Below are 13,865 nucleotides of genomic sequence, written 5' to 3'. Positions count from 1 at the left end.
CCCGCCTGCTCGCAACCCGCCGGCCTTTCGACCGTCCCTGAAAGGCGAAAACAGGCCGGGAACCGCGCCGCGCACGGGCCTGTCCCGCCGGCATCGGCGGGACGCCTTCGCTTTTCACCGGCGGGCGCCTGTCCATCCTGCCGGGCTCACATGCCTTCACCCTCGCTTACCATTTGAGGCATATCTTTCCGAAATGCTTGGCGGACTTTTGCCAGGCAAAGGCTTCGGCAATGGCCTCCAACGGATAGCTGCGGTCGATGACGGGACGCCAATCGAAGCCCTCAAGCGCGCGAACCATGTCCTGCTGATGCTCGCGGCTGCCGACGATCAGGCCCTTCAGGCTTGCCTGCCTGGCCATCAGCGCGGCGGTGGGAACGTCACCCGAAAAGCCGGTCAGCACGCCGATCAGCGCGATATGGCCGCCGGGCGCCACCGCGCGGATCGACTGCGCCAGCGTCGCGGGGCCACCGACCTCGACCACGATATCCGCGCCACGACCGCCGGTCGCCGCCAGCACCGCGTCGCCCCAGTCCGGCTCGGCGCGGTAGTCGATCACAGCCTCGGCGCCAAGCGCGCGCAAGCGCAGGGCCTTTTCGGGACTGGATGTGGTGGCGATCACCCGCGCGCCCATCGACCGCGCCATCTGCACGGCCAGGACCGACACGCCGCCGCTGCCCAGCACCAGCACCGTGTCCCCGGCCTTGATGCGGCCATCGACCACCAGGGCCCGCCAGGCGGTCAGGCCGGCGGTGGTCAGTGTCGCGGCCTGTTCATGGCTATAGCCTTTGGGCGCATGGGTAACGGCGGTGGCGGGCAGCGTCACGGCCTCGCGCGCGAAGCCGTCGGTGCCGTCGCCGGGAACGGCGGCGAAGCCGGTCGGCACGGCATGACCGGCCTGCCACCGCGGAAAGAAGCAGGATACCACCGCATCGCCAATCGCGAACTCACCGACGCCCTCGCCCACCGCCGTCACCACGCCGGCGCCATCGGCCATCGGGATCAGATCGCCCATGGCCCGCGGCCCCGTCGCAACGAGCAGGTCGTGATAGTTGAGCGAGCTGGCGTGCAGGCGCAGAGTGATCTCTCCAGCGGCGGGGGCCGGCGGCGGGGGCAGATCGACCAGGCGCAGGTTTTCAAGCCCACCGGGCGCGAAAAGTTGGATCGCTTTCATGATCTCGACTCCGGTTGCTGGCCGGCATCATTGCGGGCCATCGCTTTCTTTACTAAGGTCGCCACATCGAATATCGCAAGAACGCACAATTTTCGCTTATACTGACATAAATGTAAGTCATGATCCAAGGAGGACCGGAATGCGAAAGCTGAACAGCAAGAGCGGCTGCGCGGTAGAGGTGACGCTTTCGGTGATCGGCGGCACCTGGAAACCGATCATCCTGTTCCAACTGCTGCGGGGTCGGATGCGCTTCAGCGAATTGGGACGCGCCATTCCTTCGGTCACGCAGCGTATGCTGACGCTGCAACTGCGCGAACTGGAACAGGCCGGGATCGTCTTTCGCACCGTCTACCCCGAGGTGCCTCCACGGGTGGAATACGAACTGACGCCGCTGGGCCATTCGCTGCAACCAGTTCTGGTGGCGATGCGCGATTGGGGCCGGACCTATGCCGAGAGCGCGCGGCATGCCGAGCAAGGCGAGGCGGGTTAACTGCGGCGCCAGCGTGGCCTTATGGTCGGCCAAAGCCCGCGCCTCGCGGCGATGTCGCGCCACGGGGTCCGGTGCCCGGCCCAGCCCTGTCCGGCCCATGGAACGATTTGCGATATGCGGCGGTGCGAGACCCAATGGCCGCACATCCCTCGTCCGACGGTTCCGGCACGCTCGCGGCCGGCCCCGATCCGGCGGGCCGGTTCGGAGGGGCCCCCTTGCATGTGCCGGCTGCCGGGGCCATGCCAGGCAAAGCTTCAGGCGTGCTCGATGCGCTTCAGGAAATCGCGGGTGCGCGCGTGCCGGGGCCGCTCGAAGAAATCGGCGGGCGCGGCCTCTTCCAGGATATGGCCGCCATCCATGAAGACGATGCGGTCGGCGACCTGGCGGGCAAAGCCCATCTCATGGGTGACGACGATCATCGTCATCCCCTCGCGCGCCAGGTCCACCATCACGTCCAGCACCTCCTTGACCGTCTCGGGGTCCAGGGCCGAGGTCGGCTCGTCGAAAAGCATGACCTTGGGCTGCATGCAAAGCGCGCGGGCGATGGCGACGCGCTGTTGCTGGCCGCCGGACAACTGGCCGGGATAATAGCCCGCCCGGTCGGCGATGCGAACCCGGTCAAGCAGCGCCATCGCCCGCGCGCGCGCGGCGGGGGCGCTGTCCTTGCGCACGATCCGGGGCGCCAGCATCAGGTTTTGCAGCACGGTCAGATGCGGGAACAGGTTGAACTGCTGGAACACCATCCCGACCTCGCCGGCGAAGTCGTCCATGTTGCGGCAATCGGCGGCCAGATCATGGCCCGCGACGCGGATCTCTCCGGCGCTGCGGGTCTCAAGCCCGCTGATGCAACGGATCAGCGTCGATTTGCCCGATCCCGAGGGACCGCAAAGCACGACCTTCTCGGCCGGGCGAACCGCAAGGCTGATCCCCTTGAGGATCTGGGTCGCGCCATAGGACTTGTGCAGGCCGGCGACGTGAATCATGTCGGGATCGGGCATGGGTCTGTCTCTCCGTCAATGACCGTTGAGCCGCGCCAGCACCCGGTCATGCAGCGTCGGATCGCCTGTCGCGGCGCAAAGCGCGGTGCCCGAATGCAGGCCCAGCGGGCGCCCCTGCCAATCGCTGATCACCGCCCCCGCCCCGGCCAGGACCGGCACCAGCGCGCAATAGTCGAACGGGTCCAGCCCGGCGTCCAGGCAAACATCCAGACTGCCGTCGGCAACGCGGCCATAGGCCATGCAACTGCCGCCATAGACGCACCAGGCGACATCCGCGCGCAGCCGCTGAAAGCCCGCCTGGGCCTTGGCGTCGAAGCTTTCGGGGCCGCCATTGCTGATCAGCGCGCCGGGCAGACCGGCGCAGGGGCGGCTGCGAATGGCGCGGCCGTTCAGGGTCGTCGGACGAGCTTCAAGGCCGATCCAGCGGTCCCCGGTCGTGGGGTTGTCGATCACCCCCAGCACCGGCACGCCCCCGCGCGTCAAAGCGATCAGCGTGCCGAAGACCGCAAGCCCGCCGACGAAGGCTTTGGTGCCGTCGATCGGGTCGATCACCCAGACATATTCCTGGTCAAGCCCGGTCGCGGCGAATTCCTCGCCCAGGATGCCGTGGCCGGGAAAGCGGTCCAGGATGCGCTCGCGCAGCGCGGTCTCGATGCGGCGGTCGGTCTCGGTCACGGGGCTGAGGTCGGATTTCGTGTCGGGCCGGCGGCTTTTCGGAAAAGCCTCGGCAACGATGGCGCGGGCGGCATCGGCAAGCTCATGTGCGAAGCCCGCCTGCTGGGCCAGCCAGTCCTGATCAGAGGTAAGGGTCTGCATGGGTCAGTCAAGCCTTGTTCTGGACCGCCACGGGCGGCGCGCTGCGCATATGGGCCGAAAGCCGCCATTCCACCCAGCGCAGCAGCCGCGTCAGCGACCAGGCGATGGCAAGATAGATCAGCGCGGCGGCGATGAAGATCTCATAGGGGGCGAAGGTGCGCGACACGATGGTATTGGCCATGCCCGTCAGCTCCATGATGGTGATGGTGCTGGTGATCGAGGTGCCCTTCATCATGCTGATCACCTCGTTGCTGTATGAGGGCAGCGCGGTGCGCACGGCCTGGGGCAGGATCACCAGGCGGTAAAGCTGGAACCGGGTCATGCCGCAGGCCCGCGCGGCCTCGATCTGGCCGCCCCCGACATTGGCGATGGCGCCGCGCAGGATGTTGGCCGTATAGGCGGCCGTATGCAGCGACAGCGTCAGCAGCGCGCAGGGCCATGCCTGCCGCAGGATCGGCCACAGAAAGCTGGCCCGCACCGCCGGAAACTGCGCCAGCCCGTAATAGACGATGGCGATCTGGACCAGCAGCGGCGTGCCCCGGAAGAACGAGATGTAAAGGCCGATGGGCCAGCGCAGCCAGCGGCTTTGCGCGCCGGCCCCGATCCCCAGCGGCACCGCCAGCAACCCGCCGATCAGCAGCGTCAGGAACAGCAGTTGCAGCGTCACCACCGTCGCGCCCAGAAGCGCGGGCAGGTTTTCGATCATGACGTTCCAGTTCATGCCGCGACCCGCCTGTCCCCGCGCCGCGCGCGCGCCTCAAGCCAGCCGACCAGCCGGCTGTTGGCCATGGTCAGCACGAAATAGATCAGCGCCGCGATCATGTAAAAGCGGAACGGTTCACGCGTGACCGAAGTGGCCATGGCCGAATAGCCCATCAGGTCGTGCAGACCCACGACCGAGATCAGCGAGGTGTCCTTGATCAGCGAAACCCAGTGATTGCCCAGGCCCGGCAGCGCATAGCGCAGCATCAGGGGCAGGCGCAGATGCAGGAAGACGCGCCAGGGCCGCAAGCCCAGGGTGCGGCCCGCCTCGATCACGCCGACGGGCACGGCCTGCCATGCCCCGCGAATGATCTCGGCCGCGTAGCCGCCGAAGACCAGGCTAAGGGCGAAGACCCCGGCTTGCAGCGGCGGAACCTCGACGAAGCCCTTGGATTCGACGAACAGGTTCAGCGCCCGCGTCAGCGCCATGGTGCCGCCGAAATAGACGATCAGGATCACCAGCAATTCGGGCGTGCCGCGCATGACCAGGCTGAAGCCCCGGCCAAGCGCCGCCAGCACCCGGTTCGGCGAAAGCTGGGCCAGCGCGCCCAGCATGCCCCAGACCAGCCCCAGGGCCAGCGACAGAACCGCCGTAAGCATGGTGATCCAGGCGCCATGGGCGATCTCGTCCGCCCAGCCCATGAAAGGGTCCATTGCTATCCTCGCGATTGGATCGGGAAAGAAGGCGGCCGCCCTGGACGGGCGGCCGGGATCAGGCCGGGATCACTCGGCCCAGGCGCCGGGCAGAACCGGGAAGGTCCAGTATTTCAGGTTGATGGTCTTGAAGGTGCCGTCCTTGAACATCCCTTCCAGCGCCGCGTTGACCTGCGTTTGCAGTTCGGTGTCCTCTTTGCGGATACCGATGCCCACGCCGGGACCGAAATACTTGGTATCGTTGATCTCGGGACCGACGAAGCCGTAATCCTTCCCCTCTGGCTTGCTCAGGAAGTCGCTGTCCATCTTGATCGGCCCGTGAAAGATCAGGTCGACCCGGCCCGATTGCAGGTCCAGGATCATGTTGTCGGCCTTGTCATATTCCGCGATTTTGGCGCCGGGGAATTTGTCGGTGAAATAGGGCAGATAGGTCGAGGCGCGCTGGATGGCGACGGTCTTGCCCTCGATCCCCGCCGGATTAGGCTGGCCATCTGGCGTCACCGGCTCCAGCCCGCTGTCCTTCGGGCCAACGAAGCGCGCCGAGGACGAGCGGTAGGGGATCGAGAAGTTGATGCTTTTCATCCGCTCTTCGGTGATCGACATCGAGGCCGAGATCAGATCGTATTTTCCCGCCAGAAGGCCGGGGATCATGCCGTCCCAAGCCTGGCAGACGATCTCGGTCTCGCGGTTCAGGCGCTTGCCGATCTCATTGGCGATGTCAACGTCGAAGCCCTTGATAACGCCGTCGCTGTCCTGATAGCCGAAGGGCGGATAGGTGCAGTCCGCCGCGACCTTCAGCGGCTCGGCAAGGGCGGGGGCGGCAAAAAGCGCCATGGCCAGCGCCGCGATCATGGATTTCATTGTCGTGGTCTCTCTGTTGGTTGTGTCTATGCGGTCTGGGCCTCGGCCCGGCCCCTGTGCAGGGCCGAGGCGACAAAGCGGCGGCAACGCTCGGAATTGGCATTGCCGAAGATCTGGGCGGGCGGGCCTTGCTCCTCGATGCGGCCATCGGCCAGGAACAGCACCTTGTCCGAGACCTCTCGGGCAAAGCTCATCTCATGCGTGACCAGGATCATCGTGCGCCCCTCGGCGGCAAGGCTGCGCATCACGCCCAAGACCTCGCCCACCAGTTCCGGGTCCAGCGCGCTGGTCGGCTCGTCCAGAAGCAGCACCTCGGGCTCCATCGCCAGGGCGCGGGCGATGGCCACGCGCTGCTGCTGGCCGCCCGACAGATGCGCCGGATAGTGATCCGCCCGCGCCGACAGGCCCACGCGGTCCAGGTAATGGCGCGCGCGCGCATCCGCCTCGGCCGTGCCCAGCTTCAGCACATGGCGCAGCGGCAAGGCGACATTCGCCCGCGCCGAAAGATGGGACCAAAGGTTGAAGCCTTGAAAGATCATGCCCATCCGCGCCCGCAGGCGGCAAAGCCGCGCCTCGCCGGGGGCATCGGCGGCGCCCAGGCGAAACTCGTCCTGGCCCAGCCGGATGGTGCCGGAATCGGCGTGCTCCATGAAGTTCAGGCAGCGCAGGAAGGTGCTTTTCCCCGAGCCGCTGGCGCCGATCAGCGTGACGATCTGATGCGCCTCCGCCTCAAGCGAGACACCATGCAGAACGGTCAGCGGGCCATAGCTCTTGCGGATGTCGACCGCCGACAGATGCGACCGCCCCGCGCCTTCCCCGGTCATCGCCCCACCGCCCGGCACGATGGCGGGCGGGTCACGGGCGGGACCGCCGCGCGCAAGAGCCGCATCATGCGCCTGGACCCCACGCGCCGATGCCAAAGCCAGACAAACCCATCCAGAACCCCTTTCATTTGGACAAAATTATCCATCTGAAATCTTCCTGTCCATAACGCGCCAAAAGCGACAACGATATTCTGCCTGTTTTTTGGCATGACATGGACCATTTTCAGAAGATTTGCCTGAAATTACTTCCGAAAACAAAGAATATGCCGCTTGCGTGGGCATATTCAGAATTAAACAGCCCCGTCCAGCGGCGCTGGAACGGGGCTGGGTCGCGAAGGGCGGCGAAACTTCGAATCGGCCCGCCCCGGTCATGTCAGCGCGATGGTGCGAATCCGCTCGGCGTCGAAATTCGCCCCGCAAAGAAGGACCACGTTGCATTGACCGACACATGCATCCGCTATCTTCAGATAGGCCGCCATGGCCAGCGCGGCGGCGCCCTCGACCAGCATGTTCTCTTCGCGGGCAATAATGCGCAGGGCCTGGGCGATCTCATCCTCGGTGCAGCTGACCACCTGATCGACCACGGCGCGGGCCAGCGGCAGGGTCAGCGTATCCACGTCGATCCCGCCCGCCACGGCATCGGCCAGCGTGTCCAGATGCAGGCAATCCATCACCCGCCCCGCCTGCATCGAGACCGCCAGCGCCTGCGAGTTGACCGCCGAGGCCCCGATCACGCGGGTCTGCGGGCTGAACGCCTTGAGGACCGCGCCGATCCCGCCGATCAGCCCGCCCCCGCCCATAGCAATGAAAACGTTGTCGATCTTCTGGGCCTGCGCCAGAAGCTCCAGCCCGATCGTGCCCTGCCCCGCGATCACCAGCGCGTCGTTATAGGGCGAGATGTAATGCCCTCCGCCCCGCCGGGCCAGATCCTGCGCATGCTGCTCAGCCAGGCCGGTTTGCGCGCCATGCAGCACGACATGGACGCCGAAGGCGCGGATCTTCGCAAGCTTCTCGGGGATGACCGTCTCGGGCAGCACGACGGTCAGCTCGCGCCCCAGCGACTGCGCCGCCCGCGCCGCGCCGATGCCGTGATTGCCCGAGGAGGCCGTGATCAGCGCCTGCCCCAGAGGCGCCGCCGTCATCACCGAGGCCGCGCCCCGGATCTTGAACGAGCCGGTAAGCTGGAAATTCTCGGCCTTGAAGAACAGGTCTCCGCCGCGCGGATTGCGCGCGGGCAGCAGCGGCGTCTTGTAGACATGCGGCCTGATGCGGCCGCGCGCGCGGACCGAGGCGGCGGCGGATGCGGTGACGATCTCGTTCATGACTGGCCCTCCTTGGCCTGCGCGCGGGCCAGGACCGCGCGGGCCATGGCGATATCCTGGGTCGCCACGCCAGTCAGGTCGGCGATGGTAATGTCCTGGGGGCGCCGACGGCCGGGCGCCGCGCCGCTCAGCACCGCGCCCAGTTCGACACAATCCCGCGCGGCGATCAGCCCGGCCGCGCGGGCGGTCGCGAATTCGCCATGATCCAGGCTTTGCGACAGCATGTCCGAGACGCGCCGGTCGGCCTGCGCGACCAGGGCCGTCTCAAGCTCCTGCTTACCGGGGCTGTCGGCCCCCAGCGCGGTGACATGGCAACCGGGCCGCACCCATTCGGCGCGCACCAGCGGTGCGGCGGCGGGGGTCACGGTGACGATCACATCCGCCCGGCGGCAGGCGGCCTCAAGCTCGGGCTCGACCTCGACGGCGGTGCCGGCCCGCGCCAGCCGCGCGGCCAGGGCGCGCGCCCGATCCGGGTTGCGCCCCCAAAGCGCGATCTCGACCGGCCCCGGCGCCAGATGGCCGATGGCGCGGGCCAGCCAATAGGCTTGCGTCCCGCTGCCGACGATCGCGAAGCGCCGGGCATCCGGGCGGCACAGGGCGAAACTGGCGATGGCGCCGCCAAGCCCGGTGCGCAGGTCGGTCAGATAACCCTCGTCGTTCAGAAGCGCCTGGATCTGTCCGGTCCGGGCCGAAAAGACCAGTACGACCCCCGTGCTGGAAGGCAGCCCAAGCGCGGGATTGTCGTAAAACCCCGCCGCGACCTTGACGGCGAAGACCTCATCCCCGGCGATATGGCCGTATTTGACATGACAATCGCCCCTTGCGCCGGGAAAGGCGATATGGCCGACCGGAGGCAGGTTCGCGCGCCCGTCGCTGATCGCCATATAGGCATCGCGAACCGCCTGGACCGCGGCATCGTCGACCGAGATCAACTCCTCGATCTGGCTTCGCGAAAGCTGAAACATCCGGTCTTGCTCCCTGGGCACCGGGCGAGCTTCCGAAATCTGGACAGTCTTGTCCAGATGAAATATTTTCGTCTCAACCCGGTGCGGACCCCAGCGCGATCCGCGCCGAAAGCGCCAGCAAGCCCGCGCCCGGCGCGATCACCGCGTCGTTGAAATCGTATTTCGGCTGATGCAGCCCGGCCTCGGGCTGAAGCGGGCCATTGCCCAGAAAGGCATAGGCGCCCGGCAGATGGGCCAGCAGATCGCCGAAATCGTCGCCCCCCATCGAGGGCGGATAGGGGCCGCCCAGATCCAGCCCCGCCGCAAGCGCCGCCTGCCGCATGATGTCGCGCTCGGCCGGGCGGTTGACGACAGGCGGGCAAAGCGGCTCGTCGAATTCCAGGTCCCAGGCGCAGCCCGCCATCTCGGCCGCCGCCAGGGCGACGGCCCGCACCCGGCCGCGCAGATGCAGCAGCATGGCGCCGGAATAGCCGCGCAGGGTGCCGGTCAACTCGGCCTCTTGCGGGATGATGTTCTGCGCATGCCCGCCGCGAAAGCTTCCCACCGTGACCACCGCGCTTTCGAACGGATCGACCGAGCGCGCGACGGCCTGCTGGATGCCGGTCATGAAATGCCCGCCCGCCAGCAGCGGATCGCCCGTCAGATGCGGCATCGAGGCATGGCCGCCCTCGGCCCGGAAGCGCAGGGTGAATTCCGAGGTTCCGGCCATCACCGGCCCGTCATGGACCACGACCTGCCCCGCCGGCAGGCCGGGCCAGTTGTGCAGGCCAAAGACCCGCGCCATGGGATAGCGCAGCAGCAGCCCCTCTTCGACCATCAGGCGGGCGCCGCCGAACCGCTCCTCGGCGGGCTGAAAGATCAGATGCACCCGGCCCGCGAAATCGCGCCGCCGCGACAATATCATCCCCGCGCCCAGCAGGATGGCCATATGGCCGTCATGGCCGCAGGCATGCATGACGTTCGGACGGCACGAGGCATAGGCCAGGCCCGTCCGCTCGGTGATCGCCAGCGCATCCATGTCGGCACGCAGCCCCACGGCGGCGCCCGGCCGTTCGCCCCGGATGGTCGCGACCAGCCCATGGCCGCCGATGCCCGTCTCGGCCTCCAGACCCAGATGGCGCAACTGCTCGGCCAGATGGATCGCCGTCCCTGCTTCCTCGCGCGAAAGTTCGGGATGGCGGTGCAGATGGTGCCGGATCGCCCTTAGCTGCTCAAGTTCGCTGGTCGTCAACATGGTCGAAAGGCTCCGGTCTGGATGGATCTGTCCAAATTGCAACTCATGGTATAGACCACACCCAAAAGCAACGAGAGCCGCCGATCCGAATGCCTGCCGATCCAATGCGCTGCCCGCCCCTGCTGGCACCTTATCTGGCGATATGCGACGCGATTGCGCTGCTGTTGCAGCCCCATGCCGAAGTCGTTCTGCATGATCTGGAAACGGAAACGGTCGTCCATATCGCCAATCCCTTTTCGCGCCGCGAACTGGGCGAGCCGTCGCTGCTGCACGAGATCGACCTTCGCCCAGATGACCGCCTGATCGGCCCCTATGAAAAGCTGAATTTCGACGGCCGCCGGATCAAGTCGGTCAGCGCCGTGCTGCGCGGGGCCGAGGGGCAGGCCCTGGGGATCCTCTGCATCAACCTGGACGTGACGCATCTTCAGACCGCGATCGACCTGCTCAGCGCGCTGACGCGGGTGGCGCCGGATCACGGCCAGCCGCCGGTGCTTTTCAAGGAAGACTGGCACGAGCGGATCAACGAATACATCCACGCCTGGACGCAGCGCCACGGCATCACCGTCGCGGACATGAGCCGGGCGCAGAAGCGGCAACTGGTGCTGGAACTGGCCGAGGACGGCGCATTCGGCGGCAAGCACGCCGCCGCCTATATCTCGCGCGTGCTGCAAATGGGCCGCGCGACCGTCTACAACTACCTGCGCGCCTCCAGACAGGCTCCTCCGAACGAGTGAACCATGCAGTTTAAGACCGATCTGAAAGACGGCGCCACCACTACCACCTTCGCCGGCGGCGGGCTTTTCGCCAAGGCGAGGCTGCTTTGGGCCGCGCCTTATCCCGGCGGCTGGGCCGTTCTGACCGACCGCACGCCGTTTCATCCGGTCAGCCTGACCTGGCCCGACCAGCCGGGCGACCGGGGCCTGATGACGGTCGCGGACGCAAGCTTCCCGGTGCTGGACTGCCTGACGGGGCTTCTGGACGCCCGGACCGGCCTTCTGCTGACCGGCGCGGATGCCCAGGCCCTGCCGCGCGGCACCCCCGAGACGCGGGCGGTCGTCCTGCATCTGGTCCAGGGCGACCCCTCGGCCCATCTGGGCCAGACCGTCGGCCTTCAGGTGGACGCCCACCGCCGCGCCGCCCTGTCGCTGCAACATACCGGCGTGCATCTGGCCGCCCTGGCCCTGAACCAATGCGCCGGCGGGTTCTGGACCAAGGATTACGCCGACCGCGACGCGCTGGGGGCACCGAACCTGGACAAGGCGGCGGTCGGCCGCTCGCTGATCGGGGAAGACGGTTCGACCGACATCTACCGGATCGGGAAATCCCTGCGCAAAAAGGGCTTCGACCGCGATGCCTTCCTGGCCGACCTGCCCGCGCGAACGGCCGAGATCAATGATTGCCTGCGCCGCATGCTGGCCGCGCCCGCCCCCGTCAGCGTGACACCCCAGGAGGGTCCGCTGGACGAGCGGCGCCTGTGGTCCACGCATCTGCTGGGACAGGACGCCGCCATCCCCTGCGGCGGCACCCATGTCCCGCATCTGGACCGGATCGCCGCGATCGAAGTCGCGCTGACCCCCGAGGAAGAGGGTTTCGCCATGGTGACGATAAGCCGGGCGCGCTGACGCGCCCCATCTTTAGCCGCCCCGCCTTAGCCGCCGTGCCGCGCCAGGAAGGCCGAGATCTGGCGCAGGCCGCGTTGCAGATCCTCGGTCGGGTTGGTGAAGCCCAGGCGCAGCCAACCCTCCATCTCCATCGTGCTGCCGGGGGTCAGCATGACGCCCTCTTCCTCCAGCAGCTTCACGCAGAACTCGCGCGAGGTCATCGGCAGGTCGTATTTCAGCAGCGCCGTCGTCCCCGAACGCGGCCGGATCCAGGACAGAAGCGGTTCGCCCGCGATCCAGTCCGCGACCAGGGCCAGGTTCCCCCGCGACAGCGCATGCGCGCGCTTCATGATCTTGTCGCGGGCCTCAAGCGCCATGATGGCGAAATATTCGTCGATGCAGCCGACCGAGATCGTGTTGTAATCGCGCTGGATCATCACCGCCTCGATCACCTCGCGCGGCGCGACGATCCAGCCCAGCCGCAGCCCGGCCAGCGAATATGCCTTGGACATGCCCGCGGTCGAGATGCCCTTTTCATAAAGATCGGCCATCGAGACGCTGTAGCCGTCGCCCACCTGGTCGGTGCCGCGATATACCTCGTCACAAAGCACCCAGGCGCCGACCTCGCGCGCGATCCCCGCGATATCCTCAAGCAGCGCGCGGTCCATCAGCGCGCCGGTGGGGTTGTTGGGATTGTTCAGCGCGATCAGCCTGGTATCGGGCCGGATCATGGCGCGCAGCTCGGCCAGATCGGGCAGGAAATCGTTTTCCGGCCGCAGATGCAGCAATTCGACCTCGGCCCCGATGCTTTCGGGGATCGAGTAATGCTGCTGATAGGTCGGAATGACCGAGATCACATGATCCCCACGGCCCACAAGTGTCTGATGCAGCAGCGAATTCGCGCCGATGGTGCCATGGGTCGTGATCACGTTATGGGCCGTCTGGCCTTCGTAAAGCCCGGCGATCAACTCGCGCAGGCGCGGGCTGCCCTCGATCGCGCCATAGCCCATGCGCATCGCCAGAAGCTCGTCCCAGACCGCGTCGCCCCGGCCCGACATCTGGACCAGATCACCCAGCGTGATCGAGGCAACGCAGGTCTCGGCCAGGTTCAACCCGCATTTCGTTTCGAATTCGTTCATCCAGATTTCAACACCGAATGGCTTGATCTGCATGGCATTCTCTCCTTTTCAAGCGCGCGCGGCGGCCAGGATCGCCTGGGCCACGAAAATATCCTCAAGTCCCAGCCCGACCGAGCGGAAAAACACCGGCCGCGTGCCCGAGGGCGCGGGACAGGCGCCCGTCGCAAGCTCGGCCAGGTCGCCCCGGATGGCCTCGGGGGTCCAGCCCTGTTCCTGGGCCAGCCGCATCTCGCCCGCGACGCCGGGCGTGGTGCGGCGATAATCGCAATAGACATCGGCCCCGGCCAGGAAGCCCGGCGCGACCTCATGCGCCTTCGCGACATTGGTGCTGATCGAGGTGACAAGGACGCCCGGCCGCAGCGCGCCCGTGTCCAGGACCGGCACCCCCGACGAGGTGCAAAGCATCACCACATCCGCCCCTTGCGCCGCGTCCTCGGCGCTGGCGGCCAGGCTGACGCGCGGATCCAAGCCCCGCCAATACGCGGCCCGATCCCCGCCCAGGCCCGGCGAAAAGACCGAGATGCCCGTCCAGTCCCGCAGCGGCAGGACATGGCGCAGATGCGCCTCGGCCACCTTGCCCGTGCCGACGATGGCAAGGCGCGCCGCCCCCCGGCCGGCCAGATGGTCCACCGCCAGCGCGGTGGTCGCCGCCGTCCGCTCGGTCGTCAACCGCGCGGAATCGCACAGCAGCACCGGCGCGCCGGTCTGCATCGACATCAGCAGCGTCCAGGCGGTGATGACCGGCCCGCCCTGCCGGACCAGATAGGGCGAGAGTTTGGCCCCGAAAAGCTGCGCGCCGGTGCTGGCCCCCAGATAGGTGATGAAATCGCCCCGACCCTCGGGGAACAGGGCCAGCGTCTGGGGCGGCTGGACGGCCTGCGCCCGGCCGAGTTCCGCGAACATCCGGCGCATGGCATCCAGGATATCGGCCTTGGGCAGCAGGGCCAGAACGGCGGCTTCGTCCAGGACAAGGGGCGTTTCGGTCATCGGATTCTCCATTTTCACGGCGGGATAGCACAGGCCACCGC

15 protein-coding genes are annotated in these 13,865 nt (G+C 67.1%); 3 read left to right on the top strand and 12 right to left on the bottom strand.

Annotated features, from left to right (window positions below):
- Positions 1-166: 166 nt before the first annotated feature.
- A complete protein-coding gene (locus QM682_RS04805) occupies positions 167-1,171 on the bottom strand; it encodes a zinc-dependent alcohol dehydrogenase family protein (RefSeq protein WP_415127654.1) in 1,005 nt (334 codons plus the stop codon).
- Positions 1,172-1,310: 139 nt separating this feature from the next.
- Here QM682_RS04805 and QM682_RS04800 point away from each other — a divergent pair, with 139 nt between their 5' ends.
- Positions 1,311-1,661, top strand: a complete 351-nt coding sequence (locus tag QM682_RS04800; protein ID WP_415127652.1) for a winged helix-turn-helix transcriptional regulator — start codon at positions 1,311-1,313, stop codon at positions 1,659-1,661.
- Positions 1,662-1,915: 254 nt separating this feature from the next.
- On the opposite strand, the gene QM682_RS04795 is transcribed toward QM682_RS04800, so the two are convergent.
- The 9 genes from QM682_RS04795 to QM682_RS04755 form a co-directional block, all read right to left on the bottom strand.
- Positions 1,916-2,659 carry an amino acid ABC transporter ATP-binding protein gene (locus tag QM682_RS04795; protein ID WP_415127650.1) on the bottom strand — a complete coding sequence of 248 codons (744 nt, stop codon included), beginning with the start codon at positions 2,657-2,659 and terminating at the stop codon, positions 1,916-1,918.
- 15 nt (positions 2,660-2,674) lie between these two features.
- Entirely contained in the window at positions 2,675-3,475 is an 801-nt protein-coding gene (locus QM682_RS04790; RefSeq protein ID WP_415127648.1) for an inositol monophosphatase family protein, read from the bottom strand.
- A gap of 7 nt (positions 3,476-3,482) precedes the next feature.
- Entirely contained in the window at positions 3,483-4,196 is a 714-nt protein-coding gene (locus tag QM682_RS04785) for an ABC transporter permease (RefSeq protein ID WP_415127646.1), read from the bottom strand.
- Positions 4,193-4,891, bottom strand: a complete 699-nt coding sequence (locus QM682_RS04780; RefSeq protein ID WP_415127644.1) for an ABC transporter permease — start codon at positions 4,889-4,891, stop codon at positions 4,193-4,195. The genes QM682_RS04785 and QM682_RS04780 overlap by 4 nt, the downstream gene beginning before the upstream one ends.
- A 69-nt stretch (positions 4,892-4,960) precedes the next feature.
- The gene (locus QM682_RS04775) at positions 4,961-5,752 is read right to left on the bottom strand and encodes a transporter substrate-binding domain-containing protein (RefSeq protein WP_415127642.1); all 792 of its coding nucleotides are present in this window, start codon (positions 5,750-5,752) and stop codon (positions 4,961-4,963) included.
- Between the two features lie 26 nt (positions 5,753-5,778).
- Positions 5,779-6,576 (bottom strand): amino acid ABC transporter ATP-binding protein, encoded by a 798-nt coding sequence (locus QM682_RS04770; protein ID WP_415127640.1) that lies wholly within the window; start codon positions 6,574-6,576, stop codon positions 5,779-5,781.
- A 368-nt stretch (positions 6,577-6,944) separates the two neighbouring features.
- Complete coding sequence (locus QM682_RS04765; protein ID WP_415127638.1) at positions 6,945-7,898, bottom strand: pyridoxal-phosphate dependent enzyme; 954 nt, start codon at positions 7,896-7,898, stop codon at positions 6,945-6,947.
- Entirely contained in the window at positions 7,895-8,863 is a 969-nt protein-coding gene (locus QM682_RS04760; RefSeq protein WP_415127636.1) for an ornithine cyclodeaminase family protein, read from the bottom strand. Before QM682_RS04760 ends, QM682_RS04765 begins: the two co-directional genes overlap by 4 nt.
- Positions 8,864-8,936: 73 nt before the next feature.
- Positions 8,937-10,097 carry a M20 metallopeptidase family protein gene (locus QM682_RS04755; RefSeq protein ID WP_415127634.1) on the bottom strand — a complete coding sequence of 387 codons (1,161 nt, stop codon included), beginning with the start codon at positions 10,095-10,097 and terminating at the stop codon, positions 8,937-8,939.
- A gap of 89 nt (positions 10,098-10,186) precedes the next feature.
- On the opposite strand from QM682_RS04755, the gene QM682_RS04750 reads away from it, so the two are divergent.
- Together QM682_RS04750 and QM682_RS04745 are read left to right on the top strand one after the other, a co-directional pair.
- Positions 10,187-10,831: a helix-turn-helix transcriptional regulator gene (locus QM682_RS04750; protein WP_415127632.1), complete on the top strand. Its 645-nt coding sequence runs from the start codon at positions 10,187-10,189 to the stop codon at positions 10,829-10,831.
- A 3-nt stretch (positions 10,832-10,834) separates the two neighbouring features.
- Complete coding sequence (locus QM682_RS04745) at positions 10,835-11,719, top strand: hypothetical protein (protein WP_415127630.1); 885 nt, start codon at positions 10,835-10,837, stop codon at positions 11,717-11,719.
- A 26-nt stretch (positions 11,720-11,745) separates the two neighbouring features.
- On the opposite strand, the gene QM682_RS04740 is transcribed toward QM682_RS04745, so the two are convergent.
- Both QM682_RS04740 and QM682_RS04735 read right to left on the bottom strand, forming a co-directional pair.
- Positions 11,746-12,870, bottom strand: coding sequence for an aminotransferase (locus QM682_RS04740; protein WP_415127628.1), 1,125 nt, complete (start codon positions 12,868-12,870; stop codon positions 11,746-11,748).
- A gap of 15 nt (positions 12,871-12,885) precedes the next feature.
- Positions 12,886-13,824 (bottom strand): ornithine cyclodeaminase family protein, encoded by a 939-nt coding sequence (locus tag QM682_RS04735; RefSeq protein ID WP_415127626.1) that lies wholly within the window; start codon positions 13,822-13,824, stop codon positions 12,886-12,888.
- Positions 13,825-13,865: the final 41 nt, after the last annotated feature.

This window comes from Paracoccus sp. (in: a-proteobacteria), assembly GCF_047605025.1.
Classification (GTDB): domain Bacteria; phylum Pseudomonadota; class Alphaproteobacteria; order Rhodobacterales; family Rhodobacteraceae; genus Paracoccus.
Note: the sequence above shows the minus strand (reverse complement) of the source record. Positions and strands in the feature narration are given on the sequence as shown.